Source organism: Burkholderia sp. AU30198 (assembly GCF_020419825.1).
Taxonomy (GTDB): domain Bacteria; phylum Pseudomonadota; class Gammaproteobacteria; order Burkholderiales; family Burkholderiaceae; genus Burkholderia.
Map to the genome: position 1 here is coordinate 43,754 of NZ_JAIZSA010000023.1, position 25,244 is coordinate 68,997.

At 65.6% G+C, this 25,244-nt stretch carries 28 protein-coding genes; 2 read left to right on the top strand and 26 right to left on the bottom strand.

Translation table 11 applies throughout. The features are described from left to right. Positions 1 to 155: 155 nt before the first annotated feature. From nagZ to LGN19_RS34585, 22 genes are all read right to left on the bottom strand, one after another. The gene (gene nagZ, locus LGN19_RS34480; RefSeq protein WP_226219708.1) at positions 156 to 1,184 is read right to left on the bottom strand and encodes a beta-N-acetylhexosaminidase; all 1,029 of its coding nucleotides are present in this window, start codon (positions 1,182 to 1,184) and stop codon (positions 156 to 158) included. 16 nt (positions 1,185 to 1,200) lie between these two features. Continuing rightward, the gene (gene acpS, locus LGN19_RS34485; protein WP_122944847.1) at positions 1,201 to 1,629 is read right to left on the bottom strand and encodes a holo-ACP synthase; all 429 of its coding nucleotides are present in this window, start codon (positions 1,627 to 1,629) and stop codon (positions 1,201 to 1,203) included. A gap of 72 nt (positions 1,630 to 1,701) precedes the next feature. Further along, positions 1,702 to 2,478 (bottom strand): pyridoxine 5'-phosphate synthase, encoded by a 777-nt coding sequence (gene pdxJ, locus LGN19_RS34490; protein WP_031400031.1) that lies wholly within the window; start codon positions 2,476 to 2,478, stop codon positions 1,702 to 1,704. Beyond that, positions 2,475 to 3,311 carry a DNA repair protein RecO gene (gene recO / locus LGN19_RS34495; protein ID WP_011351416.1) on the bottom strand — a complete coding sequence of 279 codons (837 nt, stop codon included), beginning with the start codon at positions 3,309 to 3,311 and terminating at the stop codon, positions 2,475 to 2,477. The genes pdxJ and recO overlap by 4 nt, the downstream gene beginning before the upstream one ends. Further along, positions 3,298 to 4,197 (bottom strand): GTPase Era, encoded by a 900-nt coding sequence (gene era / locus LGN19_RS34500; RefSeq protein WP_122944846.1) that lies wholly within the window; start codon positions 4,195 to 4,197, stop codon positions 3,298 to 3,300. The genes recO and era overlap by 14 nt, the downstream gene beginning before the upstream one ends. A gap of 60 nt (positions 4,198 to 4,257) precedes the next feature. After that, complete coding sequence (gene rnc / locus LGN19_RS34505; RefSeq protein WP_226219709.1) at positions 4,258 to 5,484, bottom strand: ribonuclease III; 1,227 nt, start codon at positions 5,482 to 5,484, stop codon at positions 4,258 to 4,260. Positions 5,485 to 5,637: 153 nt separating this feature from the next. Then, positions 5,638 to 6,531: a signal peptidase I gene (lepB, locus tag LGN19_RS34510; RefSeq protein ID WP_011351413.1), complete on the bottom strand. Its 894-nt coding sequence runs from the start codon at positions 6,529 to 6,531 to the stop codon at positions 5,638 to 5,640. A 16-nt stretch (positions 6,532 to 6,547) separates the two neighbouring features. Next, positions 6,548 to 8,341 carry a translation elongation factor 4 gene (lepA, locus tag LGN19_RS34515; RefSeq protein WP_226219710.1) on the bottom strand — a complete coding sequence of 598 codons (1,794 nt, stop codon included), beginning with the start codon at positions 8,339 to 8,341 and terminating at the stop codon, positions 6,548 to 6,550. A 203-nt stretch (positions 8,342 to 8,544) separates the two neighbouring features. Next, complete coding sequence (locus LGN19_RS34520; protein ID WP_226219711.1) at positions 8,545 to 8,781, bottom strand: glutaredoxin family protein; 237 nt, start codon at positions 8,779 to 8,781, stop codon at positions 8,545 to 8,547. 7 nt (positions 8,782 to 8,788) lie between these two features. Beyond that, positions 8,789 to 10,291, bottom strand: coding sequence for a DegQ family serine endoprotease (locus LGN19_RS34525; RefSeq protein WP_122944842.1), 1,503 nt, complete (start codon positions 10,289 to 10,291; stop codon positions 8,789 to 8,791). Positions 10,292 to 10,307: 16 nt separating this feature from the next. Beyond that, a complete protein-coding gene (locus LGN19_RS34530; protein WP_122944841.1) occupies positions 10,308 to 11,360 on the bottom strand; it encodes a MucB/RseB C-terminal domain-containing protein in 1,053 nt (350 codons plus the stop codon). 5 nt (positions 11,361 to 11,365) lie between these two features. Continuing rightward, positions 11,366 to 11,983 carry a sigma-E factor negative regulatory protein gene (locus LGN19_RS34535; RefSeq protein WP_226219712.1) on the bottom strand — a complete coding sequence of 206 codons (618 nt, stop codon included), beginning with the start codon at positions 11,981 to 11,983 and terminating at the stop codon, positions 11,366 to 11,368. A gap of 86 nt (positions 11,984 to 12,069) precedes the next feature. Then, positions 12,070 to 12,669, bottom strand: coding sequence for an RNA polymerase sigma factor RpoE (gene rpoE, locus LGN19_RS34540; RefSeq protein ID WP_006490873.1), 600 nt, complete (start codon positions 12,667 to 12,669; stop codon positions 12,070 to 12,072). Positions 12,670 to 12,760: 91 nt separating this feature from the next. Continuing rightward, a complete protein-coding gene (locus LGN19_RS34545; protein ID WP_226219713.1) occupies positions 12,761 to 13,225 on the bottom strand; it encodes a hypothetical protein in 465 nt (154 codons plus the stop codon). A 12-nt stretch (positions 13,226 to 13,237) separates the two neighbouring features. Beyond that, entirely contained in the window at positions 13,238 to 14,470 is a 1,233-nt protein-coding gene (fabF, locus tag LGN19_RS34550) for a beta-ketoacyl-ACP synthase II (protein ID WP_226219714.1), read from the bottom strand. Positions 14,471 to 14,637: 167 nt separating this feature from the next. Next, positions 14,638 to 14,877, bottom strand: coding sequence for an acyl carrier protein (gene acpP / locus LGN19_RS34555; RefSeq protein ID WP_004197638.1), 240 nt, complete (start codon positions 14,875 to 14,877; stop codon positions 14,638 to 14,640). A 144-nt stretch (positions 14,878 to 15,021) separates the two neighbouring features. Continuing rightward, the gene (gene fabG / locus LGN19_RS34560) at positions 15,022 to 15,771 is read right to left on the bottom strand and encodes a 3-oxoacyl-ACP reductase FabG (RefSeq protein ID WP_006476504.1); all 750 of its coding nucleotides are present in this window, start codon (positions 15,769 to 15,771) and stop codon (positions 15,022 to 15,024) included. A 36-nt stretch (positions 15,772 to 15,807) separates the two neighbouring features. Next, positions 15,808 to 16,740 carry an ACP S-malonyltransferase gene (gene fabD, locus LGN19_RS34565; protein WP_226219715.1) on the bottom strand — a complete coding sequence of 311 codons (933 nt, stop codon included), beginning with the start codon at positions 16,738 to 16,740 and terminating at the stop codon, positions 15,808 to 15,810. Between the two features lie 83 nt (positions 16,741 to 16,823). Continuing rightward, positions 16,824 to 17,813 (bottom strand): beta-ketoacyl-ACP synthase III, encoded by a 990-nt coding sequence (locus LGN19_RS34570; protein WP_226219716.1) that lies wholly within the window; start codon positions 17,811 to 17,813, stop codon positions 16,824 to 16,826. Next, entirely contained in the window at positions 17,814 to 18,920 is a 1,107-nt protein-coding gene (gene plsX / locus LGN19_RS34575; protein WP_122944836.1) for a phosphate acyltransferase PlsX, read from the bottom strand. A gap of 129 nt (positions 18,921 to 19,049) precedes the next feature. Beyond that, positions 19,050 to 19,229: a 50S ribosomal protein L32 gene (gene rpmF / locus LGN19_RS34580; RefSeq protein ID WP_006051932.1), complete on the bottom strand. Its 180-nt coding sequence runs from the start codon at positions 19,227 to 19,229 to the stop codon at positions 19,050 to 19,052. A 98-nt stretch (positions 19,230 to 19,327) separates the two neighbouring features. Continuing rightward, positions 19,328 to 19,963 carry a DUF177 domain-containing protein gene (locus LGN19_RS34585; RefSeq protein WP_226219717.1) on the bottom strand — a complete coding sequence of 212 codons (636 nt, stop codon included), beginning with the start codon at positions 19,961 to 19,963 and terminating at the stop codon, positions 19,328 to 19,330. A gap of 227 nt (positions 19,964 to 20,190) precedes the next feature. Between LGN19_RS34585 and LGN19_RS34590 the strand changes: the two genes are divergently transcribed. Both LGN19_RS34590 and LGN19_RS34595 read left to right on the top strand, forming a co-directional pair. Further along, complete coding sequence (locus LGN19_RS34590) at positions 20,191 to 20,823, top strand: Maf-like protein (protein WP_226219718.1); 633 nt, start codon at positions 20,191 to 20,193, stop codon at positions 20,821 to 20,823. Beyond that, positions 20,820 to 21,542 carry an SAM-dependent methyltransferase gene (locus LGN19_RS34595; RefSeq protein WP_043181959.1) on the top strand — a complete coding sequence of 241 codons (723 nt, stop codon included), beginning with the start codon at positions 20,820 to 20,822 and terminating at the stop codon, positions 21,540 to 21,542. The genes LGN19_RS34590 and LGN19_RS34595 overlap by 4 nt, the downstream gene beginning before the upstream one ends. A gap of 59 nt (positions 21,543 to 21,601) precedes the next feature. Here the strand turns inward: LGN19_RS34595 and LGN19_RS34600 are convergent, their stop codons facing one another. The 4 genes from LGN19_RS34600 to LGN19_RS34615 are packed head-to-tail and all read right to left on the bottom strand — an operon-like array spanning position 21,602 to position 24,674. Further along, positions 21,602 to 22,594 carry a S49 family peptidase gene (locus LGN19_RS34600; protein WP_226219719.1) on the bottom strand — a complete coding sequence of 331 codons (993 nt, stop codon included), beginning with the start codon at positions 22,592 to 22,594 and terminating at the stop codon, positions 21,602 to 21,604. A gap of 12 nt (positions 22,595 to 22,606) precedes the next feature. After that, positions 22,607 to 23,008 carry a Rieske (2Fe-2S) protein gene (locus LGN19_RS34605; protein ID WP_226219720.1) on the bottom strand — a complete coding sequence of 134 codons (402 nt, stop codon included), beginning with the start codon at positions 23,006 to 23,008 and terminating at the stop codon, positions 22,607 to 22,609. Further along, positions 23,005 to 23,664 (bottom strand): HAD-IA family hydrolase, encoded by a 660-nt coding sequence (locus tag LGN19_RS34610; RefSeq protein WP_226219721.1) that lies wholly within the window; start codon positions 23,662 to 23,664, stop codon positions 23,005 to 23,007. Before LGN19_RS34610 ends, LGN19_RS34605 begins: the two co-directional genes overlap by 4 nt. 5 nt (positions 23,665 to 23,669) lie before the next feature. Then, positions 23,670 to 24,674 (bottom strand): RluA family pseudouridine synthase, encoded by a 1,005-nt coding sequence (locus tag LGN19_RS34615; protein ID WP_226219741.1) that lies wholly within the window; start codon positions 24,672 to 24,674, stop codon positions 23,670 to 23,672. Positions 24,675 to 25,244: the final 570 nt, after the last annotated feature.

The following is a 25,244-nucleotide window of genomic DNA, read 5'->3' on the forward strand; positions in this document are numbered from 1 at the left end:
CGTTAGTTGCGCTAACGCTCCCTTCGTCGACCTGCTTGATTCCAGAAGCTGCCTGGTTCGCACCGGCAGCAATCCATAAAAAAGCCGCGCAATTGCGCGGCTTTTTGTTTCGGTGACCGGAATGGCGCACGCAAATCGCGCCATCCCCTCCCCGCTCAGGCCAGTGCGCTGCTCAACAGCGCCTGCGCCTGCAGGTACTCGGGCTGCGCGATCAGCTTGTCCCACTTGAGCGCCTTGCCGCGCGCGCGCATCCGCTTGATGCGTCGCACCGACTCGTCCGTGGCTCGCGCTTTCAGCCCGTTCAGCACGACCTCGGCCGCGTCCGGCTGGTTGCAGACGAGCACCATGTCGCAACCGGCCGCGAGCGCGGCGTCGGCCGCCTGCGTGAGCGTGCCGCCTTCGCGCGCGGCTTCCATCGACAGGTCGTCGCTGAAGATCGCGCCCGTGAAGCCGAGCCGCCCGCGCAGGATGTCCTGCAGCCACACGCGCGAGAAACCGGCCGGGCGCTTGTCGACCTCCGTGTAGATCACGTGCGCCGGAATCACCGCGGACAACGACAGGCCGAGCCAGTCGTACGGCGCGACGTCCTGCTTGAGGATCGCATCGAGCGTGCGGTCGTCGGTCGGCAGCGCGACGTGCGAATCGGCCTCCGCGAAGCCGTGCCCCGGGAAATGCTTGCCGCAGTTCGCCATCCCGGCGAGCGACAGCCCGTGATTCAGGCTCTTCGCGAGCAGCGTGACGACGCGCGCATCGCGATGAAACGCGCGATCGCCGATCACTTTCGAGTGCCCGTAGTCGAGGTCGAGCACGGGCGTGAAGCTCATGTCGATCCCGCAGGCACGCAGCTCGGCGGCCAGGATGTAGCCGACGGCCGTGGCGACCTTCGCCGCGAGCAGCACGTCGCGATCCCACAGCTCGCCGAGGCGGCGCATCGCGGGCAGCACCGTGAAGCCGTCGGTGCGGAACCGCTGCACGCGCCCGCCTTCGTGATCGACGGCAATCAGGATGTCTTCGCGCACCGCGCGGATCGAGTCGGTCAGCGCGGTCAGTTGCGCACGGTTCTGGAAGTGCCGCGCGAACAGGATCACGCCGCCGGTATTCGGATGCGCGAGGCGCCGCGCGTCATCGCGCGACAGGGCCGTGCCGACGACGTCGAGCATGACCGGGCCGGGAGTCGTTTTCATCGAATCGGAAATTCCGTCAGGAGGAGGTTCGGGAAACAGGTGCAGGCGCGGCGTCCGTCTCGGCGATCACGAACGACACCGCGTAGTCGCGTTCGTCGCTGACCGTCACGCGCGCCGTGATGCCACGGGCGGCCAGCCAGTCGGCCAGCTCGCCCGACGCGACCACGTACGGTTCGCCACTCGGGTGATTGAGGGTCTGCAGCGCACGCCACGTCATCGGCCAGTGCATGCCGAGCCCGATCGCCTTCGAGAACGCTTCCTTCGCGGAAAAGCGCGTCGCGAGGAACGCGATGCCGCGCGCCTCGGATCGGGCGCGGCGCGCATGGAACACGCGCAGCTCGTCGGGACCCAACACCTTCTCGGCAAACCGGCCGCCCGTGCGTTCGAGCACGGCCGCGATGCGGCTCACCTGGGCGATGTCGGTACCGATGCCGTAGATCGCCATGTCAGTGCGCACCGGTGCGACCCGGCAAGGCCGGGTCAGGCATCACGCGCGACGCGCGGCGGCGCTTCATCTTCAGCGCGCGCCGCCATGCAGCGCGGCAACGCGTGCAGCGACCATGATCGCCTTCATTTCGCGCACCGCGTTGTCCCAGCCCGCGAAGATCGCGTGCGCGACGATCGCATGGCCGATGTTCAGTTCGACGATGCCGTCGATCGCGGCGATCTGCTGCACGTTCGTGTAATGCAGCCCGTGACCCGCATTGACCTTCAGGCCGAGCTGCGCGCCGGCCTGAACGCCCGCGACGATGCGCTCGTATTCGCGTTGCTGTTCGGCTTCGTCGTGCGCTTCGGCATAACGGCCCGTGTGCAGCTCGATCACCGGCGCGCCCGCTTCGTGCGCGGCACGGATCTGCGTCTCGTCCGGGTCGATGAACAGCGACACGCGCACGCCCACGTCGGCAAGTTGCTTGCATGCCGCCCGCACGGCCTCGAAGTGGCCGGCGACATCGAGACCGCCTTCGGTCGTCAGTTCCTCGCGCTTCTCGGGCACGAGGCACGCGTCATGCGGGCGCACTTCGCATGCGATATCGAGCATCTCGGCCGTCACCGCGCACTCGAGGTTCATGCGCGTCTTCAGCAGCGGGCGCAGCTTGCGCACATCCGCATCGACGATGTGGCGGCGATCCTCGCGCAGGTGCAGCGTAATCGCATCCGCACCGGCTTCTTCCGCGGCCAGCGCCGCGCGGATCGGATCGGGATAGGTCGTGCCGCGCGCATTGCGCAGCGTCGCGACGTGGTCGATGTTCACGCCGAGGTCGATGGCGGTGGGCGTTGTCAGGAAGAAGCTCATAGGTTTTGCAGGTCGATCAGGATCTGACGCGTGGCAAGCGGCGTACCGCCGAGATAGGTGTTCAGCAGGAAGCGCATCAGCGTCTTGCTTTGCGCAACCGTCTGGGCTCGATGGTAATCGTCCTGCTCCATATCGAGCAACGTCTGTCCGGAAATCACCGGCCAGTGCGACGGGACTTCGTCGTCCGCATTGCGCACGCCGCGCTCGGGATCGAACACGTAGCGGCGATCGGGCTCGACCGCGCGGCGCGCGACCGTGCGGTTCAGCGCCATCGCATAGCCGGTTTCGCGCAGCAGCACGCGCTCGAACGAGCGCAGCACCTGCACCGCGGGCTCGCCGTGCGCGAGGCGCGTGAGGGTCAGCACGTAATGATTGAAGAGCGGCGGCTGGGGATCTTCGCGCGCGCAGAATTTCACGAGCAGCTCGTTCGCGTAGAAGCCGCACAGCAGCCCATCGCCGCCGAGCGGCAGCATCCCGCCGACCCACTCGGCGCCCGTCAGCGTGCGCACTTCGGATTTGCCCGACCAGGACAGCAGCAGCGGCTGGAAGGTCTGCAGTACGCCGCGCAACGCAGAGTGCGGGCGCTTCGCGCCCTTCGCGACGAGCGCGAGCCGGCCATGATCACGCGTCAGCACGTCGATGATCAGGCTCGTTTCCCGATACGGGTAACTGTGCAGCACGTATGCCGGCTGCTCGGCGACGCGGAAATCGGACGTGCGAGACGTCGCGCGCCGCGCCTTGCGCGGCGGTTCGGGCGGTGCCGGCAGCGGCGCGTCGTTCGCGCCGGCCGTCACCGCGTCTTCGGTCGACGTCAGCGCGTCATTCGTACCCATAGGCACGCAGCCCCGCCTCGTTGTCGGCCCAGCCGCTCTTCACCTTCACGAAGGTCTCGAGGTACACGGGGCCGTCGAACAGCTTCTCCATGTCCATCCGCGCTTCGGTGCTGATCTGCTTGAGCTTCTCGCCCTTCTTGCCGATCACCATCGCCTTGTGCGAATCGCGTTCGACGAGGATCGTCGCGAAGATGCGCTTCAGGCGCCCTTCCTCCTCGAACTTGTCGATCAGCACGGTACTCGTGTACGGCAGTTCGTCGCCGGTCCAGCGGAACACCTTCTCGCGCAGGATTTCGGCCGCGAGGAAGCGCGAGCTGCGATCGGTGAGTTCGTCCTCGCCGTAGATCGGCTCGCCTTCCGGCAGGTACGGCTTGATCGTGTCCAGCAGGCGCTTGATGTCTTCCGGGCGCTGCGCCGACAACGGCACGAGCTCGGTGAATTCGCGCAGCCCGCTCATCTGCTGCATGAACGGGAACAGCGTCGCCTTGTCGTTCACGCGGTCGATCTTGTTCGCGATCAGCAGCGTCGGCATGCCGGGCGGGATCAGGTCGAGCACCTTCTGGTCGTCGGGCCCGAAGCGGCCGGCCTCGATCACGAACAGGATCACGTCGACTGACGTGAGCGTCGACGTGACCGCGCGGTTCAGCGAACGGTTCAGCGCGGTGCTGTGGCGGGTCTGGAAGCCCGGCGTGTCGACGAACACGAATTGCGCGTCGTCAAACGTATTGATGCCGGTGATGCGGTGGCGGGTCGTCTGCGCCTTGCGCGACGTGATGCTGATCTTCTGGCCGACGAGTGCGTTCATCAACGTCGACTTGCCGACGTTCGGGCGGCCCACGATCGCGATCATGCCGCAACGGAAACCGGTAGGAGCGGGAGTGTTCATATCGTTTGGGAGACAGGTTCGGAAACGGCCGCGCGGCGCGCGGCACGATCGATGGGCAATTCAGTGGTCGGCATCGGCCACGCGCGCCTGTGCGGCAGCGAGGCTCGCGCCGCCCGGCGGCGTCTCGGAATCCGGCGCCGCGGCGTCGCGTGTGCGCGCAGCCGCGCGCGAAGCGGGGTCGGTACCGGCGGAAGACTTGTCGGCGGACGAAGACGCCGGATCGGCGACCTGGCCAGCCGGCTTGTCGGCTGCACGCGCAGCAGGTACGGCGTCCGCGGGCTTTTCCGCAGCCTTGTCGGCTCGCTCGGCCGGCTTGTCGACAGCCTTGTCGGCCGCCGGCTTCGCCGCCCGCTCGCCCTTCTCCGCGGCCGCGTCGACATGCGCCGCGCGAATCGCGGCCATCGGTGCCGCGGCCGGCTCGGTACCGGTCTCCGCGGTTGCCGCGGGCGCCACACCGGCTGCCCTCGCCTCGCGCGCCGCCGCGCGTTCCTTCCGCTCCGGCGAGCGCAGGTCGAGCGCTTCCTGCACGCCCTTCACGCCCGGCACGATTTCGGGTTCGACATGCTTCGACCCGCGCGCGTTTTTCGAGCGCTTCGGCTTCGTGGCCAGCATCGGGGCGGCCGCCATCACTTCATCGAGCGCCTTCTTCGCGGCGGCCTGCTCGGCCGCGCGCCGGCTCGCACCGGAGCCCGACACCTTCACGTCGAGCTTCGGCACCGTGCATTCGACTTCGAATTGCTGATTGTGCGCCGCACCATGCGTCGCGACCACCGTGTAAGTCGGCAGCGCGATCTTGTGCCCCTGCAGGTACTCCTGCAGCAGCGTCTTCGCGTCCTTGCCGAGCGTGCGCGGATCGATGTGGTCGAGAATCGGGATATAGAGGCGCTTGATGACCCCTTGGGCGGCTTCGAAGCCGCCATCGAGGAACACGGCCCCGATGATGGCTTCGAACGCGTCCGCGAGGATCGACGGGCGGCGGAACCCACCGCTGCGCAATTCGCCCTCGCCGAGCCGCAGCCCGTCCGAGATATTCAGGGCCTGAGCAATTTCGTACAGCGACTGCTGTTTGACGAGGTTGGCGCGTACGCGCGACAGATCGCCTTCGTCCAGCTTGCTGAAACGCTGGAACAAAAGGGCGGCCACCGCGCAATTCAGAACGGAATCGCCGAGAAACTCGAGCCGTTCGTTGTGCGTGGCACTGTGACTACGATGGGTCAAAGCCTGGCGCAACAATTCCGCATTGCGAAATTCGTAGCGCAGCCGGCTTTCCAACTGGGATAGGGGCATGTGCAGAAGTATAACGCGGGCGCCGGTCGGGCCGAAACGGCACGGCCGGACACGAAAAGGCGTGACGAGGCGGTGTTACCGCCGGTTCTTAAAGTAGTTCGGCACTACGCGACGCGGCCCGTGCATCGCGTAGTGCGAATGAGTCGAATGCGATCAGTTGAAGGAACCGATGCGCTTCAGGTCGCTGAAGTTCATCCAGATGAAGAACGCACGGCCAACGATGTTCTGGTCCGGCACGAAACCCCAGTAGCGGCTGTCCGCACTGTTGTCGCGGTTGTCGCCCATCATGAAGTAGTGACCGGGCGGCACCTTGCAGATCACGCCGCGACTGTTGTACGTGCAGTTGTCGCGAAACGGATAGTCGTATGCGCCCATCACGAACGGCGGCACGGCCGGGTTGTTGAGGATTGCGTTCTTCTTGTTGCCGATCGTTTCCTCGAACTGCTTCGCGTAATTCTGGCGCTCGTCGTCGAAGAAATCGGGCAGCGGCGTTTCGGGCACCGGCTGGCCGTTGATCGTGAGTTGCTTGTCCTGGTAAGCAACGGTATCGCCCGGCAAGCCGATCACGCGCTTGATGTAGTCGACCGACTCGTCCTTCGGATAACGGAACACGACGACGTCGCCGCGCGACAGCGGGCTGCCCTGCGTGATCTTCGTGTTCGTGACCGGCAGGCGCAGCCCGTATTCGAACTTGTTGACGAGGATGAAATCGCCGACGAGCAGCGTCGGCACCATCGAGCCCGACGGAATCTTGAACGGCTCGACGACGAACGAACGCACGACGAACACCGCCAGGATCACCGGAAAAAAGCTCGCCGTGTACTCGAGCCACCACGGCTGGCGCAGCTTTTCGTCACGCAGCTTCGAACGCGTCTGCACGGCGTTTTCATCCGCGAAGCGCTTGTCGATGCGCGACTGCTGGCGATCGAACTCCTCGATCGCAGAGTCGGCCGCCTTGCGCCGTTGCGGCAGGAACACCAGTTTGTCCAGCACCCACGCTACGCCCGTCAAGACGACGAGCACAAAAAGAATCAGCGCAAAATTCATAAAAGGATCAGTCCTGTTATTTGTCTTCGACGCGCAAGATCGCAAGGAACGCTTCCTGCGGGATCTCGACCGAACCCACCTGCTTCATTCGTTTCTTACCCGCTTTCTGCTTTTCGAGCAGTTTCTTCTTTCGCGAGATGTCGCCGCCGTAGCACTTCGCCAGCACGTTCTTGCGCAGCGCCTTGATGTTCTCGCGGGCAATGATGTGCGCGCCGATCGTAGCCTGGATCGCCACGTCGTACATCTGGCGCGGAATGATCTCGCGCATCTTCGCAGCCACTTCGCGGCCGCGGTACTGCGACTTCGAACGGTGGACGATGACCGACAACGCATCGACCTTGTCGCCGTTGATCAGCATGTCGACCTTCACGACGTCGGCCGCGCGGTATTCCTTGAACTCGTAGTCCATCGACGCGTAGCCGCGCGACACCGACTTCAGGCGGTCGAAGAAATCGAGCACGATCTCGGCCATCGGGATCTCGTAGGTCAGTTGCACCTGACGGCCGTGATATTGCATGTTGATCTGCGATCCGCGCTTCTGCTCGCACAGCGTGATCACGGAGCCGACGTAGTCCTGCGGCATGTACAGGTTCACCGTGACGATCGGCTCGCGAATCTCCTCGATCTTCGGCGGCTCCGGCATCTTCGCTGGATTCTCGACCTTGACGATCGCGCCGTCGCTCATCATGACCTCGTAGACAACCGTTGGCGCGGTCGTGATGAGGTCCATGTCGAACTCGCGCTCAAGCCGCTCCTGCACGATTTCCATGTGCAGCAGGCCGAGGAAGCCGCAGCGGAAACCGAAGCCGAGCGCCTGCGACACTTCCGGCTCGTACTGCAGCGACGCGTCGTTCAGCTTCAGCTTTTCGAGCGATTCGCGCAGTGCGTCGTACTGGTTGGCTTCGACCGGATACAGCCCCGCGAACACCTGCGGCTTCACTTCCTTGAAGCCCGGCAGCGGCTCGACGGCCGCCTTGGTCACGTGCGTGACGGTGTCGCCCACCTTCGCTGCCGTCAGTTCCTTGATGCCGGCGATGATGAAACCCACCTGCCCGGCCGACAGCGTTTCGAGATTGCGCGACTTCGGCGTGAACACGCCGATGTGCTCGACCGGATACTGCGCGCCGGTCGCCATCAGCTTGATCTTGTCCTTCGGGCGCAGCGTGCCGTTGACGATGCGTACGAGCATCACGACGCCGACGTAGTTGTCGAACCACGAATCGATGATGAGCGCCTGCAGCGGCGCGGCCGGATCGCCCTTCGGCGGCGGCACCTTCGCGATCAGCGACTCGAGCACGTCCTCGACGCCGAGCCCCGTCTTCGCGCTGCAACGCGTCGCGTCGGCCGCGTCGATGCCGATCACGTCCTCGATCTCCTCGATCGCGTTCTCGGGGTTCGCGGCCGGCAGGTCGATCTTGTTCAGCACGGGCACGACCTCGACGCCGAGCTCGATCGCCGTGTAGCAGTTCGCGACCGTCTGCGCCTCGACGCCCTGGCTTGCATCGACGACCAGCAGTGCACCTTCGCACGCGGACAACGAACGGCTGACTTCGTACGAGAAGTCGACGTGCCCGGGCGTGTCGATCAGGTTCAGGTTGTAGACCTTGCCATCGCGGGCGCGATAGGACAGTGCGGCCGTCTGCGCCTTGATCGTGATGCCGCGCTCGCGCTCGATATCCATCGAGTCGAGCACTTGCGCTTCCATTTCACGGTCGGCGAGGCCGCCGCATACTTGGATGATGCGATCCGCGAGCGTCGACTTGCCATGGTCGATGTGCGCGATGATCGAGAAATTGCGAATATGATCCATTCAGTGCCGATCAAGCGAAAAAGGCGCGCTCGACGACTGCAGAGCACGCCTTGTGTAAGTCGGTGAAAAAACAGCTTATTTTAGCCGAAAAGGCCTTTGCCGGGCGGTATTTCGGGGAGCCGTGCCCCGCGGTGCCCGGCCGTGGGTGCCCGTCCGGGAAAGTCCCGCGCGAAGCGACGCCGACCGGCGACATGCCAGGCTGCTCACCGCCGGGCCGCGAGCACGTCGCGCACCCGCGCCTCGTCGAACCGGTGACGGCACACTTCCGTACCATCCAGCAGCAGCACCGGCACGTCCTCGTCGTAGCGGGCGACGAGCGCCGCATCGGCGTCGATGTCGACGTAATCGACCGCGACGCCGAATTCGGCCGCCACCGGCGCCAGTGCGTCGCGCATGTCGTCGCACAGGTGGCACCAGCCGCGGCCGTAGAGCGTAAACATCGGCGCGTTACTTCTGGCGCGGCCGCACCGGCACGAACTGCGTGTTGTCGCCGCGCCGCACGAGCACCGCGACCGCCTTCTGCGGATCGAGCTGCGCGGTCACGTCGGCGAACTGCTTCGCGTTCGTGATGTCGGTGTCGCCGACACGCAGCACGACGTCGCCGCGCTGCAGGCCCGCACGGGCGGCCGGGCCGTCGACGCCGTCGATCTGCACGCCGCCCTTCAGCTTCAGCGTCTTCAGTTGCTCCGCCGTCAGGTCGCTGACCGTCAGACCGAGCGAATTGGTCTGGCGCGGCTTCTGCGGCACGTTCTTGCGCTGCTCGGCCTTCGCCGTCGATTCGGCCGGCGTCTCCGCGATCGTGATCGGCAGATCGCGTGCCTGACCCTTGCGCCATACGCTGACCGTCGCCTTGGTGCCGGGCTTCGTGTCGCCGACCATGCGCGGCAGATCCGACGCCGTATCGACCGAACGACCATTGAACTTCAGGATGATGTCACCCGGCTGGATGCCCGCCTTGTCGGCCGGACCGCCCGGCTCGACGCTGCTGACGAGCGCACCTTCCGCCTTCGGCAGCCCGATCGAATCGGCCACGTCCTTCGTCACTTCGCCGATCGCGACCGCAATCCGGCCGCGCGTGACCTTGCCCGTCGCCTTCAGCTGGTCGGCCACGCGCATCGCCTCGTCGATCGGGATCGCGAACGAGATGCCCATGAAGCCGCCGGTACGGCTGTAGATCTGCGAGTTGATGCCGATCACCTCGCCCTGCATGTTGATCAGCGGGCCACCCGAGTTGCCGGGGTTCACGGCGACGTCGGTCTGGATGAACGGCAGGTAGTCGCCGGTATTGCGGCTCTTCGAGCTGACGATGCCGGCCGTCACGGTGTTGTCGAGGCCGAACGGCGACCCGATCGCGACGACCCACTCGCCGACGCGCACCTTGTTCGAATCGCCGATCGCGACGACCGGCAGGTTCGACGCCTGGATCTTGACGACCGCGACGTCCGTGCGATCGTCGACGCCGATCAGCTTCGCCTTGAATTCGCGCTTGTCGGTCAGCGTCACGTAGATGGTGTCCGCATCGTCGACGACGTGCGCATTGGTCATCACGTAACCGTCGGCCGACACGATGAAACCCGAGCCGACACCGCGATTCTGTTCGGTGTCGGGCGGATTGTCCGGCGTCGGCGCGCTCTTCGGATTGCCGCCGCCATTGCCGCTACCGTTGCCGGGCGCCTGCGGCAGCGGAATGCCGAAGAAGCGCCGGAAGAATTCCGACATGTCGCCGTTGTCGAAGCCCGGCGGGAGCATCCCGCGCGGGCCGCTGCTCGTCGGCACGTTGGCGGTGGTCCGGATGTTCACGACGGCCGGCCCGACCTTTTCGACCAGATCGGCGAAGTCGGGCAGGCTGGCAGCGGGAGCCGTCACCGCGAACGCGGTATGCGGCACGAGCGGCAAGCAGGCAGACAGCGCCGCGGCCGCGAGCCATTTGCGCAGCGTGAGTTTCATCATGTCGGAAGCCGTAGCGTTACTTGGAAGCCTTGTATTCTATGGCAGACGCGAACTGCTGCAACGTAGCCGGCGGCACTTCACCGAGCACGGTGATCCAGTAGTCGCCGCGGCGCTTCACGAGCACGTTCGTTGCACCGGTGCTGCCCGCGCCTTCCTTGCGCGTATTCTTTTCGGCCGGCTCGATGAAGACCGAGATCGTCGCGAGGCCGTCGGTGAAGACGGCCTGGTCGACCGGGATCGGCGGCTCGCCCGCGTCGCGCGCGGCCATCGGCCGGCGCACTTCACGAATCTTCTGGAAACCGGCCACGCCCGGTGCGAGCTGCCAGCCCTGCGCTTCCATGTCGACTGTCGCGACCGGCGGACGCACGACCGTCCAGCCGTTCAGGTTGCGCATGCCGGCCGCGATCGCGGCCTTGTCGCCGCTTGCGCCGCCCGCCTGCAATTGCGAGAACGCGATCTGCTCGAGCACGTGATCGTTCGCATCGAGCGTCTGCGAACGCAGCAGCAGCCCGGTGCGCGCGTCGGCCCACAGCTTGTACGTGAAGCGGTACGCATCCTTCGGCACGAGCTCGACGACCTGCGCGTCGATCCCCGCCACGCGATCCTTGCCGAGCGACTTTGCGTCGTAGACGGACATCACGTGCTCGCCGCTCGCGCCGAGGAGCGCGGGGAACGAGTCGCGTGTCTGACGGCGTTCGACCACGCACAGTTTGCGCTCGGGCACGAACGTGTACAGCTCGTCGTTATGGCGCAGCAGCTTGCGCGGCTTGCCGTCGAGCGTCTCGATGCGCTCGAATTCGCCGTCGCGGGACGAGACGTGCGCGATGCGCGACGACTGTACATACCCGCCGCGCTGATAGACGAACGTGCCTTCGTAGCTCTGCTGCTGCGCCGCCTGCTGGACACGGTCGAGCCAGTCCGCGGCACCCTTGCGGGTCGCGACGGGATCGTCCGGTTGCTGGGCGCTGGCAGGAAGGGATTGAACGGACAACAGGGCGGCTGCGCAAAGCAGGAGGGCCGGCAGCCGCTTCCATCCGGAGATGGCGTGATTCAACTGCAATGTCCGCATCGGGTTTATTGGCCTGGCGTGGTGGTCACGGCAGCGCGGATCAGCGGCATCGAACCCGTGACGACGGGCTGCTGCGCGAATTGCTGGTGCGCTTCAAGGTATTGGTCGAGGCTGGCGTCGCGAATGATGTTGACGTCCTGCAGCCCCGGCTGGGCCGATGCCTGCGCAACCGTCACGCGCTGCAGGTTGCCGCCTTGCGGCGCACCGGCCGACGCGACCTGGACGGCACCCGGGGCACCGGCCACCTGCATTTGCGGGACGACGATCCACGTCAGCGTGGCCGCGGCAGCAGCGACCGCGAACGCGGGCACGACGCGCCGGCGCAGCGACAGCAGCTTGCGCGCGACGGGCGCGGCCGCCGGCGCGAGCAGGTGCGGCTCGCTTTCGAGCGCAGCCGACATGCGCGCGGTGAACGCGACGCTCAGCGCGGGCGACAGCGCGAGCTCGTCGGAGCGCAGCGCATCGCCGATCAGGTGGTAATGGGCCCACGCAGCGCGATCCGCGCGGTTGAGCTCAGCCAGAAACTGCCCGTTGTCCGGGCCATCGAACATTTCGCCATCGACCAGCGCGGAAAGGCGCTCGCCGCGCGAGCACGCTTGCGACTGCGTATTGACCGACCCCATGATGCTCCCCATCTTGCACACCCCGTCGTGACTTCACGACTCTATCCGTAACTAGACCCCGACCCGCGTCGCTCCGCCTGTCGCGCTTACCAGCGCTTGCCTTCGGGCGTATCGAGCAGCGGACGCAATTTGGCAGCGATTGCCTCGCGTGCACGGAAGATCCGCGACCGGACCGTCCCGATCGGACAGCCCATCATTTCCGCGATCTCTTCGTAGCTCAGGCCCTCGATCTCGCGCAGCGTGATTGCCTGGCGCAGTTCTTCGGGCAGCAGAGCCATCGCAGCGTTGACCGTCTCGGCAATCTGCTTGCTCATCAACATCGACTCAGGCGTGTTGATATCCCTTAGTTGGTCTGCGTCGGAGAAAGTTTCCGCTTCCTCCGCATCGGCCTCGGTCGAAGTCGGCGCCCGGCGGCCTTGCGTCGCAAGGTAGTTCTTCGCCGTGTTGACGGCAATTCGGTACAACCACGTATAGAACGCCGATTCGCCGCGGAATTGCGGCAGCGCACGATACGCCTTGATGAACGCGTCCTGGGCCACATCCTCGACCTCGGCGGGATCCCGCACGAGGCGCGAGATCAGCCGAATGATCTTGCGGTGGTATTTGGAGACCAGGAGTTCGAACGCTGCCTTGTCGCCCTTCTGTACGCGCTCGACCAGAGCCTGATCGATTTCTTTTTCACTCACCTGACAAATCCGTTAACTAGGGATGCAACGCGGAGCAATATTGTAGCGTTCCCACGCCGGACGCTGGTTACGGTACGTAACCGCGCCGCCGTCACGCCCGCCCCGCCGCGCCCGCCGTTCTCGCCAGCACGGAAAGCGCGCTGAACGACGCGGCATCGAGCGCATCGGCCGGAATCAGCAGCGGCCGGGCCCGCCGGGCACCCTGCCCGACCGACAGCACCAGCAACAGGCTGCTCCAGTGCGCATGGCCCGTCACGCGGCCGCGGGCCAGCAGGCGCCCGATGCGGCCAAACGCCGCAATTTCCCCGAATGCGTCGATCCTCAGCTCGGCCGGCAGCCGGCGGGCACAGGCCCGCACGGCGTACACGGCCAGCAGCGCTGCCGTCGCGGCCGACACGCATGCGCCGACGGCAGCGCCCGCGCGCGGCGCCCAGAACAGGTAGACCGACGCGGCAGCCGACGCGACGAACGCGGCCAGCACGAAATACGACACGGCCGAGGCCCGCAACGCAAAGCGCTGCGGACGCCCGGCCGGAGCATCGAATGGACTCGTCAAGCGATTGCAGCGTCAGACGCGCTTGAACACCAGCGTGCCGTTGGTACCGCCGAAGCCGAAGTTGTTCTTCACGGCGACGTCGATCTTCATGTCACGCGCGGTGTTCGCGCAGTAATCGAGATCGCACTCCGGGTCCTGGTTGAAGATGTTGATGGTCGGCGGCGACACGTTGTTGTGCAGCGCCAGCACCGTGAACACCGATTCGAGGCCGCCCGCGCCGCCCAGCAGGTGGCCCGTCATCGACTTCGTCGAGTTCACGACGAGCTTGTACGCATGCTCGCCGAAGGCCGCCTTCACCGCATCGGACTCGTTCTTGTCGCCCAGCGGCGTCGACGTGCCGTGCGCATTCAGGTACTGGACCTCATCCGCGTTCAGGCCGGCGTCGCGCAGTGCCGCGACCATGCAGCGGCGGGGGCCGTCCATGTTCGGCGCGGTCATGTGGTACGCGTCGCCCGTCATGCCGAAGCCCGAGACTTCCGCGTAGATCTTCGCCCCGCGTGCCTTCGCCGCTTCGTACTCTTCGAGCACCATCACGCCGGCACCCTCGCCCAGCACGAAGCCGTCGCGGTCCTTGTCCCACGGACGGGACGCGCTGGCCGGATCGTCGTTGCGGGTCGACAGCGCGCGCGCTGCCGCGAAACCGCCGATGCCGAGCGGCGACACCGTCGATTCGGCACCACCTGCGACCATCACGTCGGCATCGCCGGCCTGGATCAGGCGCGCTGCGAGGCCGATGCTGTGCAGGCCGGTCGTGCAGGCCGTGACGGCCGCGAGATTCGGGCCCTTCAGGCCGAACATGATGCTCAGGTGACCCGAGATCATGTTGATGATCGAACCCGGCACGAAGAACGGCGAAATCCGGCGGGGGCCACGATCGACGTAGGTCTGGTGCGTATCTTCGATCATCGGCAGGCCGCCGATGCCGGAACCGACCATCACGCCGATGCGTTCCGCATTGGCTTCGTTCACTTCCAGCCCGCTGTCCTTGACGGCCTGGACGCCGGCGGCGATGCCGTAATGGATGAACGTATCCATGCTCCGGGCTTCCTTCGCCGGGATGTACTCCTCGGCGCTGAAACCCTTCACTTCGCCCGCGAAGTGGACAGCGAGGTTCGACGGATCGAACTTCGTGACGGTGGCAATACCGGACTTGCCGGCGACGAGATTGGCCCAGCCGTCGGCAACATTATTGCCAACAGGCGAAATCAGCCCAAGGCCTGTAACAACAACACGACGGCGGCTCACGGTAACCTCTTTTCCATTATTGGATGACAAAAACAAAAGCCACAGTGGCCACAGGAACCAGCCCTGCAAGCCCTGTGGCTGTTAGTCCATCCGGCGCGAAGCCGGCAGGATGGCGCGTCAATCGCGAAGATCGCGGCGACGTGGCGGACAAGCGCGAAAGGCGCCTGTTACGCCTTGACGTTTGCGCGAGCGTAGTCGATCGCTTGCTGAACGGTCGTGATCTTCTCTGCTTCTTCGTCCGGGATTTCCATGCCGAACTCGTCTTCCAGAGCCATCACCAGTTCGACGGTGTCGAGCGAGTCGGCACCCAGGTCGTTCACGAACGAAGCTTCGTTCTTGATCTCGGCTTCCGCGACGCCCAGTTGTTCTGCGACGATCTTCTTGACACGTTGTTCGATGTTATCCATTACCCCTCCGAGGGAAAGTTCAGATTTACAAGTGCGCGCATTTTATCAGGTTTGCTGACGCCAAAACGCGCGTTGGCTTGACGGTCTATCAAGCGCCTATCCGCCTGAAAAACGGGATACGGCGCGGATGGTAAACGAAAATCGTTACGACATGTACATGCCGCCGTTCACGTGCAGCGTCGTACCGGTGATGTAACCGGCTTGCGGCGATGCGAGGAACGCGACGGCATGGGCGATGTCTTCCGGGCTGCCGAGGCGGCCGAGCGGAATCTGGGTCTTGAGCGCGGCCTGTTGTTCTTCCGGCAGCGTCTTCGTCATGTCGGTGTCGATGAAGCCCGGCGCGACGCAGTTCACGGTGATGCCGCGGCTGCCGATTTCACGCGCGAGCGCACGGGTCATGCCGGCGACGCCGGCCTTCGCGGCTGCGTAGTTGACCTGGCCCGGGTTGCCGGCCGAGCCGACCACCGACGTGATGTTGATGATGCGGCCACCACGGGCCTTCATCATCGGGCGCAGTACCGCGCGCGACAGGCGGAACACCGACTTCAGGTTGGTGTCGATCACCGCGTCCCAGTCCTCGTCCTTCATGCGCATCGCGAGCTGGTCCTGCGTGATGCCCGCGTTGTTGACGAGCACGTTCAGCGCGCCGAATTCCTTCACGGTCGCGTCGATCAGCGCCTCGGCGGCTGCCGCGTCGTTGACGTTCAGCACCGCGCCGCGCCCCGTGACGCCCGCTTCCGCGAACGCCGCGGTGATCGCAGCGGCGCCCGATTCGCTCGTCGCCGTGCCGATCACCGTCGCGCCCAGGCGCGCGAGTTCGAGCGCGATCGAACGGCCGATGCCGCGCGATGCGCCAGTGACGATCGCAACCTGTTTATCGAGAGTCTTGTCCATGAATCGAATATCCGTCTCTTGAGAAAAGGTGCCGCGTCAGGCGGTCACCAGCTTGAGCGCTTCGTCGAGCGACGCCGGATCGAACACCGACGCACCCGTCAGGTTGCCGTCGATGCGCTTCGTCAGGCCGGCGAGCACCTTGCCCGGACCGCATTCGATCACGTGCGTGACGCCCGTGCCGCCGATGTGCTTCACGCACTCGACCCAGCGCACCGGGCCCGCGGCCTGGCGCACCAGCGCGTCCTTGATCGCAGCCGGATCGCTGACCACGTCGACGTCGATGTTGTTGACGACCGGAATCTGCGGCGCCTTGACGTCGACGTTCGCAAGATAGTCGCGCAGCTGGTCCGACGCCGGCTTGAGCAGCGACGAATGGAACGGCGCCGACACCGGCAGCGGCAGCGCGCGCTTCGCGCCCTTCGCCTTCGCGATCTCGCAGGCCTTTTCGACCGCGGCCTTGTTGCCTGCGATAACGACCTGCGCGGGGGCATTGAAGTTCACGGCTTCGACGACGCCCGCTTCCGCGGCTTCGGCGCAGACCGCGCGCACCGTGTCGTCGTCGAGGCCCAGGATCGCGGCCATGCCGCCCTGGCCCACCGGCACGGCCGTCTGCATCGCCTGCGCGCGGAAACGCACGAGCGGCACCGCATCCTTGAACGCGAGCGCGCCGGCTGCGACGAGCGCCGTGTATTCACCGAGGCTGTGGCCGGCGACGATCGACGGCGCCGGGCCGCCTGCCTGTTGCCACGCGCGATAGCACGCGTAGGCAGCGGTCAGCATCACGGGCTGCGTGTTGGCGGTGAGATTCAGCTCTTCGGCCGGGCCTTCGGCGATCAGCTTGCCGAGATCCTGATTGAGTGCATCGGACGCTTCCTGGAGCGTCTCGCGCACGACGGCCAGATCGGCGAATGCGTTGAGCATGCCGACCGCCTGCGAGCCCTGCCCCGGAAATACGAATGCAAATTTCATATCGTCCCCAATTGAGTCGATTCGGACGACGCGCACGAATGGCGCGCCGATGGGATCCGCGCGCAGCAGTCGCGCGCCGCGGATCAGTAGCGGAAGACCGACGCGCCCCAGGTGAAGCCGCCGCCGACGCCTTCGATCAGCACGTGCTGGCCACGCTGGATGCGACCGTCGCGCACCGCGACGTCGAGCGCCAGCGGGATCGACGCAGCCGACGTGTTGCCGTGCTGGTCGACCGTCACGACCATGCGCTCCTGCGGCAGGCCGAGCTTGCGGCAGGTGCTGGTCATGATGCGAATGTTGGCCTGGTGAGGAATCAGCCAGTCGATCTGCTCGGGCGCGAGATTCGCCTTTGCGAGCGCCTCGATCGCAACCTTCTCGAGCACGTTGACCGCGAGCTTGAACACGGCCTGCCCGTCCATGTACAGGAACGCGCTGCCTTCGATCACGCCGCGGTTGACGTTGCCCGGCGTGCAGAGGATGTGCGAATAGCTGCCGTCCGCGTGCAGCGCGCTGCCGAGCACGCCCGGCTCTTCCGACGCGGACAGGATCACCGCGCCCGCGCCGTCGCCGAACAGCACGCAGGTCGTGCGGTCCTTGAAGTCGAGAATGCGCGAGAACGTCTCCGCGCCGACGATGAGCGCCGTGCGGTGCTGGCCGCTGCGGATGAAGCTGTCGGCCGTCGCCATCGCGTACGCAAAGCCCGAACACACGGCCTGCACGTCGAATGCCGCGCCGCCGTTCTTGATGCCGAGCTTGTTCTGCAGCAGGCACGCGGTGCTCGGGAACACGAAATCGGGGGTCGAAGTCGCGACGATGATCAGGTCGATCGACTGCGGATCGATGCCGGCGGCTTCGATCGCGCGACGCGACGCCTCGAACGCGAGGTCGCTGGTCGTCACGTCCGGTGCGGCGAAATGGCGCGCATGGATACCCGTGCGCGCAACGATCCATTCATCGCTCGTCTCGATGCCTTCCTTCGCGAGACGATCGGTCAACTGCTGGTTCGTGACGCGGTCAGGCGGCAGGTAGCTGCCCGTGCCGAGCACGCGGGAATAGAGAGTCGATTGGGCCATTTATGCTTTAGAGGATTGCGCAGCGGAAGGTTCGGCGTGATGGCCTGCGGCGGGGCTTGCATGGCCCGCGCCGCCCGCGTCGTGTTCGCCTTCGCCGAGTGACACTGAATTATCCGCCATCGCGCGCGCGAGGCGCTCCAGCACGCCGTTTTTGACGGCATCATACCCGCGTTTAATCGCCCACTCAAACGCGTAGGCGTCGGCGGAACCGTGGCTCTTGATCACGAGGCTCTTCAGCCCCAGTAACGCTGCACCATTGTACTGCCGGTGGTCGACGCGCTTCTTGAAACGTAGCAGGACAGGCGCGGCGAGCAGCGCCATCAGCTTCGACATCAGCGAACGGCCGAACTCCTCGCGGATGATGTCGGCCAGCATTTGCGCGAGGCCCTCGGACGTCTTCAGCGCGACGTTGCCGACGAAGCCGTCGCACACGATCACGTCGACCGTGCCCTTGTAGATGTCGTTGCCTTCGACGTTGCCGCGGAAATTGAGCGTGCTGGCGCGCAGCAGTTCACCTGCGCGCTTGATCGTCTCGTTGCCCTTGATCACCTCTTCGCCGATGTTCAGCAGGCCGATCGCCGGACGCTCCTTGCCTTCGAGCGCGGCCACGAGCGCGTGCCCCATCTCCGCGAACTGCAGCAGGTGCTGCGGCTCGCAGTCGACGTTCGCGCCGAGGTCCAGCATCATCGTGTAGCCGGTCGGGTTCGGCAGCGCGGACGCGATCGCGGGCCGCTCGATGCCGGGCAGCGTCTTGAGTACGTAACGGGAAACGGCCATCAGCGCGCCGGTATTGCCGGCGGAGATACAGGCCTGCGCCTCGCCTTCCTTGACGCGGTTGAGCGCGACGCGCATCGAAGAATCCTTCTTCTTGCGCAGCGCCACTTCGACAGGGTCGTCCATCGCCACGACTTCGGTGGCGGGAACGATGGTCAGCGCGGGATCGTCGAGGGCTTTCAGCTTTTTCAGCTGAGCGCGGATCGCGCTTTCGATGCCGACGAGCATCAGGTGCGCATCGGGATGCGCGCGGACGAACTTGACTGCCGCGGGAACGGTCACGGACGGGCCGTGGTCGCCTCCCATGCAATCGATTGTGAGCTTTACGGTCATGGAATGCGACGAATTTCAGGCACAAAAAAGCGGCAGATGAATGCCGCCTTTTTGTCGAGCCAGGAAAGTGTCAAGCGAACCAGTTGTCACGCGAACGGCAAGCGTAGCGCGCAACGCGTGACTTGACGCTTAGTCGTTCTTCGTCTTGACGACTTTCTTGCCGCGATAGTAGCCGTTCGGGCTGACGTGGTGACGCAGATGCACTTCACCCGTGCTCGGCTCGACTGCCAGCGGCGCTGCCGTCAGGAAATCGTGCGAACGATGCATGCCGCGCTTCGACGGCGACTTCTTGTTTTGCTGGACTGCCATGACTAACTCCTAAATAATTTTCCGGATTCTAACACAGCCCGATCCGGCGCTTAACTACCCTGGCCCAAAGCCTTTACGCCTTCCCGCGCCACAACTGCTTAGTGTTTCTTGGTGCCGTCACCGTCCTTCTTCAGCGCTTCCAGCGCTGCGAACGGATTCGGCCGTTTGCCTTCGTCCCCGGCTTCGTCGGACTCCTCGTCCGTCTCTTCCGCGGGACCGCTCGCGCCCGACACGAGGCTTTCGTGAACTGCCGGGCAAACCTCGTGCTTGGGCACGAGCGGCAACGAAAGCAGCAATTCCTCTTCGATCAAGTCGACGAGATCGAACTGGCGTGAGCCCACGATCACATCGGCTTCATCGTCGTCGAGCGGAAATTCTTCAGCTTCTTCTTCGGTCGCAACGACCCGGTACGTCATGTCGACACCGAACGCCTGGTCGTACGGGGTCATGCAGCGCTGGCACGTGAGCCACGCATGGCCGTGCACCGCAAGGCGCAGATACGGCTGCTGCCCGTCGGCGCCGTCGTCCTGCAACTCCTTCTGGGTGAACCCTTCCGCCTGCCATGTGAAGACCGTGTCGCGATCTGGCGCGTCCGCAGGCACTTCGTTTAACATGCGCGGCAGTTGCGAGAGGTGCATCGCGCCCGTTGCCTGCCGCCCGCTGCGGGCAAACTCGAACAGGTCGATCGCGTGCGGATCAAGCGCCGCAGCAGGTTTGCCAGAAGAAGTGTTCATGTGCGCTCCTGCCTACAGGCTGACTTGCGGATCCGGCTTGGCACCGCTCGCGTACGGCTCATCCGCGGATGACGTACTTTACTTCCGAAGACCCGGCAGGCACCACCACGGAAGCCTGCCGACGAAAAGCGGGAAAGCATACCTGTTTTACCTTTTTCGGTCAATCACTTAAGCTTGCGTCCGCGCAACGCCGCGCAACACCCGACGACTCACCGATCCAACCGACCATGCCGGATACCGTTTGCCGCCCGCCGCGGCTGATTCTTGCCTCCAGTTCACGCTACCGCCGCGCGCTCCTCGAGCGCCTCGGCATCCCCTTCGACGTCGTGTCGCCCGACCTCGACGAGACCCCGCACGACGGCGAAACGCCTGCCGCGACCGCCCTGCGCCTCGCCGACGCGAAAGCGCGTGCCGTCGCTGCCACGATCGACGCGCCGGACGGCGTGCTCGTGATCGGGTCGGACCAGGTCGCGACCTTCGACGGGCTCCAGATCGGCAAGCCCGGCACGCATGAGCGCGCGCTCGCGCAACTCGTGTCGATGCAGGGCCGCGAAGTCGAATTCCACAGCGCGCTCTGCCTGTACGACAGCCGGACGGGCGAAGCGCAGGTCGAGGACATCGTCACGCGCGTGCGCTTCCGCTCGCTGCCCGAGGCCGAACTCGACGCGTACCTGCGTGCGGAAACGCCGTACGACGTCGCCGGCAGCGCGAAGTCCGAAGGGCTCGGCATCGCGCTGCTCGATGCGATCGACTCGAACGACCCGACCGCCCTCGTCGGCCTGCCGCTGATCGCGCTCACGCGCATGCTGCGCGCCGCCGAATATCCGTTGTTTGCAACCACCCGTGGAGACCGCGCATGACCGCCGGCACGCTTTACCTCGTCCCGAACACGCTCGGCGAAGGCGACGAATCGATGCTCGCCGCCGTGCTGCCCGCGGCCGTCCAGGCGCGCGCCGGCACGCTCGGCTATTACATCGGCGAGAACGCGAAAACGACACGCGCGTTTCTGAAGAAGATCGGCACGACGCGCCCGATCCAGGAAATCGAGATCAGCGAGCTGAACGTCAATACGCCGGCCGGCGCCATCGACCGGCTGCTCGCGCCCATTCTGGCCGGTGCGGACGCCGGCCTCGTGTCGGAGGCCGGCTGCCCGGCCGTCGCCGATCCCGGTGCACTGCTGGTGCGCCGCGCGCACGAGCGCGGCGTGAAAGTCGTGCCGCTCGTCGGGCCGAGTTCGATCCTGCTCGCGCTGATGGCATCGGGCCTGAACGGCCAGAGCTTCGCGTTCAACGGCTATCTGCCGGTCGACGCGGCCGCGCGCGCGAAACGCCTGCGCGAACTCGAGCAACTGTCACGCAAGGCGCGCCAGACGCAGATCTTCATCGAAACGCCGTACCGGAATCACGCGATGCTCGACACGCTCGTCGCGACCTGCGCACCGTCGACGCAGATCTGCGTCGCGGCCGACCTGACCCTCGCGACCGAGACGATCGCGAGCCGCACCGTAGCGGACTGGAAAAAGGCGCCTGCGCCGAATCTGCACAAGCGTCCAGCGATCTTCCTGCTGCTGGCGAACTGAAGCCGCAGCAGGCGAACCGCCAAGCGACTGGCGGGCCATTGCGGCCCGCCCGCTTTCGGTCAGCGCAAGCTGACCGACGCGCCGCCGGCCGTCAGCGCCTTCATCGCGGCGCCGCCCACGGCTGCGCCGAACTTGCGCGCGACACGGTTCGTCAGGCTTTCCTTGACCGTATAGTCGACGAGATCGGGCGCCTTCAGCACGTCGCGCGCGACCGTGTCGGTCGTGCCGTAGCCGTCGGCAAGCCCGAGCTCGACACTCTTCTCGCCGGTCCAGAACAGGCCCGAGAACATGTCGGGCGTCTCGTGCAGCCGCTTGCCGCGGCCATCCTTCACGGCCTTGATGAACTGTGCGTGCACCTGGTCGAGCAATGCCTGCGCATGCGCGTCCATCTTCGGCGTCTCCGGCGAGAACGGGTCGTAGAAGCCCTTGTTTTCGCCCGACGCATGCAGGCGCCGCTCGACGCCGAGCTTGCCCATCAGGCCAGTAAAGCCGAATCCGTCCATCAGCACGCCGATCGACCCGACGATGCTCGCCTTGTCGACGAAGATCTTGTCGGCCGCAGACGCGATGTAATAGCCGCCCGATGCGCACATGTCGGTCACGACGACGTACAGCGGCTTGTCCGGGTACTTCGCGCGCAGCCGCCGAATTTCGTCGTAGACCATCCCGGCCTGCACCGGGCTGCCGCCCGGGCTGTTGATCCGCAGCACGACGCCGACCGTGCCGTCGTCGTCGAACGCGGCGTCGAGCGCCGTGTTGATGTCGTCGGCGTTCGCGTTGACGCCGGCCGCGATCTCGCCGTCGATCGTCACGAGCGCCGTATGCCGCCCGCTCGAAGAAAACTTCGAATCGCTCGAGAAATCGATCAAAGCGAACGCGAACAGCACGAACACGGCGAGGAACGCGAAGCGGAAGAAGATCTTCCAGCGCCGCGCCGCGCGCTGCTCCTTGACCGCCGCAAGCGCGATCCGCTCGAGCGCCGCACGCTCCCAGTTCGGTTCACGGCTGTCGGGACGGGAGGAGGAATCCGGGGAATTCGGTTGGTCGGCCATGCAGTGTTGTCGTTAGTCGGTCGTGGCGGGAACGGCGGGACGCAGGTCGGCGTCGGGCACCCAGAATACCGCACGCCCGTCGGACGTGTCGCGCTCGTCGACCTCGACCGGCCGCAGGCGGCCGCCGCGGCACGGGCCGCCGACGCACTTGCCGGTGTTCGGCTCGTAGATCGCGCCATGCGTCGCGCACATCAGGTAGAGGCCCGACGATTCGAAGAACTGCCCTTCGGCCCAGTCGAGCTCCATCGGCACATGCGCGCAGCGATTCAGGTAACCATATGCCTGGCCCTCGTAGCGCACGAAGAACACGACGGCCTGCTCGCCGCGCAGCGTCGCGTCGACGCGCACGCCGGCGCCACCGTCAGCCAGCGCATCCGAAGCGCACACGCGCACGACATCCGGCGCCTCGCTCATGCGTACTCCCGCAGCCACGCGGCCAGCGCGCCGACGTCCGGCGCGACAAAGCGCGGCGCGAGCGCAGCCAGTGCATCGGCCGTGTGCGCGCCGTACGCGACGCCGACGCCGGCCGCCCCGGCACTCGCGGCCATCTGCAGGTCATGCGTCGTGTCGCCGACCATCACCGTACGCGACAGGTCCTGCCCCAATTCCCGCGACAGTTCATGCAGCATCGCCGGATGCGGTTTCGAGAAGGTCTCGTCCGCGCAGCGCGTCGCATCGAACAGGCTCGTCAGCTTCGACTGATCGAGCACGCGGTTCAACCCGACCCGGCCCTTGCCGGTTGCGACGGCAAGCAGATAGCCCGTGTCACGCAACTCGGCGAGCAGTTCGCGCACGCCGGCGAACAGCTCGATGCGCTGGTCGTCGAGCAGATAGTGATAGCGGTAGCGCTCGGCGAGCCGCGAATAGTCGGACGGATCGAGGGTCGGAGCCGTAATCTGCAGCGCATCGCGCAGGCCGAGGCCGATTACGTAGCGCGACGCCTCGTCGGACGGCGTGGGCAGGCCGAGATCGCGGCATGCAGCCTGGATGCTGTGCGCGATATGCGCAGTCGAATCCATCAGCGTGCCGTCCCAGTCGAAGACGATCAGGTCAAATTGCTGTCGAGCCATGCGGTTCAGGCGTTATCGCGCAGTGCGCTGAGTTGGTCGAGGAAGCGCCGGCATTCGTCCGGCAGCGGCGCATCGAACTGCAGCGCCTCGCCGGTCAGCGGGTGAGCGAGCCGCAGCCGGTACGCATGCAGGAACATCCGTTTCAACGACGGCTGCGCATTCGCGCGCGCCAGCGCCTTGTTCAGTGCGAAATCGCCATACTTGGCGTCGCCGGCGATCGGCAGGCCGAGATGCGCGAGGTGCACACGGATCTGATGGGTCCGACCCGTTTTGAGTTCCGCTTCGAGAAGCGCGTACTCGGGCCACAGGTCGACGAGGTTGAACACCGTGTGCGACGGCAGTCCGTCGTCCTGCACGCGCACGCGGCGCTCCCCTTCCGGGGTCGAATACTTGAACAGCGGTGCCTTCACCGCGCGGCGGCGGCCCCAGTCCGACTGCCATTCGCCGTGGACGCATGCGAAGTAGCGCTTGTCCATCTTGTTCTCGCGGATCTGCTCGTGCAGGCCGACGAGTGCCGTGCGCTTCTTCGCAAGCATCAGGACGCCGGACGTCTCGCGGTCGAGCCGGTGCACCAGTTCGAGGAATTTCGCGCGCGGGCGTGCCTGGCGCATCTGCTCAATCACGCCGAACGCGACACCGCTGCCGCCGTGTACCGCGACCCCGGCCGGCTTGTTGATGACGAGCATTGCATCGTCCTCGAACAGCACGTCGAAGTGCGCGGGCGGCACGATGGTCGCCTCCGCGCGCGCGAGGTCCGCCGCGGCCACGCGCACGGGCGGCACGCGAACGATGTCGCCGAACGCGAGCCGGTACTGCGCATCGACCCGACCCTTATTCACGCGCACTTCGCCGCTGCGCAGGATCCGGTAAATATGACTTTTCGGCACGCCTTTACAGACGCGCAACAGGAAGTTGTCGATTCGCTGACCGGCCGAGTTTTCGTCGATCTCGATCATCGATACCTGGCCGCTTGCGACCGAATTCTGGGATATTTTGCCTAACTCGTTCATACTGAATATAATTTTGCCCAGCCTGACGTTGTGGGCGGCCTCACCGGCCGGCCCGGACTGAGCGGGCAAGGCGCAAGCGCAAACCGTTATTTTACTTGCGCCGGGGGTCTGCTGCTCGCCCCTAATCAAAGAGATGCAGCAAGTTGCACGCACGGCACCGCTCGCCGGCAAGGATCGCGCCCACAGGCGGATTCGGTCGGCAAGGCGCCGCGGTAACGGAAAGTTGGTTGAAAAGAATTCGATCGGCAGCCAGACGGCGCGAAGTGCGTCCGCAGGCTGCCGGTTGCGAAAATTACGGCGTTGCGCCCGATTTGGTTCCGCGAAGCGTGCGGGACTTGGCGACGTCAAACCAGGGAAGTACACCCCAAGCGGGAAAGTCGGGCTGGATTCGATACTCCCCGCTGCGGCCCAAGCCGCAGCATCTGCCGCCCGTCGGCGCGCGCGACGCATTGCGCGCGCCCGTGGCAATGCCCGGACTCAGGCTTAGCGCGCTTCTGCAGCGTGCGGTGTGTGAACGCCGTGCTTTGAAACCGTATTCGCAGGTGCCCTACGGCCGCCGGCCCCGTCTTT

Coding starts and splice junctions, on each gene's coding strand:
- acpP (WP_004197638.1), bottom strand. CDS start 14,877: ATGGATAACATCGAACAACGTGTCAAGAAGATCGTCGCAGAACAACTG.
- LGN19_RS34600 (WP_226219719.1), bottom strand. CDS start 22,594: ATGGCCGACCAACCGAATTCCCCGGATTCCTCCTCCCGTCCCGACAGC.
- LGN19_RS34585 (WP_226219717.1), bottom strand. CDS start 19,963: ATGAACACTTCTTCTGGCAAACCTGCTGCGGCGCTTGATCCGCACGCG.
- LGN19_RS34535 (WP_226219712.1), bottom strand. CDS start 11,983: ATGGGGTCGGTCAATACGCAGTCGCAAGCGTGCTCGCGCGGCGAGCGC.
- pdxJ (WP_031400031.1), bottom strand. CDS start 2,478: ATGAGCTTCTTCCTGACAACGCCCACCGCCATCGACCTCGGCGTGAAC.
- LGN19_RS34615 (WP_226219741.1), bottom strand. CDS start 24,674: ATGAACGAGTTAGGCAAAATATCCCAGAATTCGGTCGCAAGCGGCCAG.
- LGN19_RS34595 (WP_043181959.1), top strand. CDS start 20,820: ATGACCGCCGGCACGCTTTACCTCGTCCCGAACACGCTCGGCGAAGGC.
- lepB (WP_011351413.1), bottom strand. CDS start 6,531: ATGAATTTTGCGCTGATTCTTTTTGTGCTCGTCGTCTTGACGGGCGTA.
- LGN19_RS34530 (WP_122944841.1), bottom strand. CDS start 11,360: ATGCGGACATTGCAGTTGAATCACGCCATCTCCGGATGGAAGCGGCTG.
- fabD (WP_226219715.1), bottom strand. CDS start 16,740: ATGAAATTTGCATTCGTATTTCCGGGGCAGGGCTCGCAGGCGGTCGGC.
- acpS (WP_122944847.1), bottom strand. CDS start 1,629: ATGGCGATCTACGGCATCGGTACCGACATCGCCCAGGTGAGCCGCATC.
- fabG (WP_006476504.1), bottom strand. CDS start 15,771: ATGGACAAGACTCTCGATAAACAGGTTGCGATCGTCACTGGCGCATCG.
- era (WP_122944846.1), bottom strand. CDS start 4,197: ATGAACACTCCCGCTCCTACCGGTTTCCGTTGCGGCATGATCGCGATC.
- LGN19_RS34610 (WP_226219721.1), bottom strand. CDS start 23,664: ATGGCTCGACAGCAATTTGACCTGATCGTCTTCGACTGGGACGGCACG.
- recO (WP_011351416.1), bottom strand. CDS start 3,311: ATGGGTACGAATGACGCGCTGACGTCGACCGAAGACGCGGTGACGGCC.
- LGN19_RS34570 (WP_226219716.1), bottom strand. CDS start 17,813: ATGGCCCAATCGACTCTCTATTCCCGCGTGCTCGGCACGGGCAGCTAC.
- LGN19_RS34590 (WP_226219718.1), top strand. CDS start 20,191: ATGCCGGATACCGTTTGCCGCCCGCCGCGGCTGATTCTTGCCTCCAGT.
- plsX (WP_122944836.1), bottom strand. CDS start 18,920: ATGACCGTAAAGCTCACAATCGATTGCATGGGAGGCGACCACGGCCCG.
- lepA (WP_226219710.1), bottom strand. CDS start 8,341: ATGGATCATATTCGCAATTTCTCGATCATCGCGCACATCGACCATGGC.
- rpmF (WP_006051932.1), bottom strand. CDS start 19,229: ATGGCAGTCCAGCAAAACAAGAAGTCGCCGTCGAAGCGCGGCATGCAT.
- LGN19_RS34525 (WP_122944842.1), bottom strand. CDS start 10,291: ATGATGAAACTCACGCTGCGCAAATGGCTCGCGGCCGCGGCGCTGTCT.
- rnc (WP_226219709.1), bottom strand. CDS start 5,484: ATGCCCCTATCCCAGTTGGAAAGCCGGCTGCGCTACGAATTTCGCAAT.
- nagZ (WP_226219708.1), bottom strand. CDS start 1,184: ATGAAAACGACTCCCGGCCCGGTCATGCTCGACGTCGTCGGCACGGCC.
- LGN19_RS34605 (WP_226219720.1), bottom strand. CDS start 23,008: ATGAGCGAGGCGCCGGATGTCGTGCGCGTGTGCGCTTCGGATGCGCTG.
- LGN19_RS34520 (WP_226219711.1), bottom strand. CDS start 8,781: ATGTTTACGCTCTACGGCCGCGGCTGGTGCCACCTGTGCGACGACATG.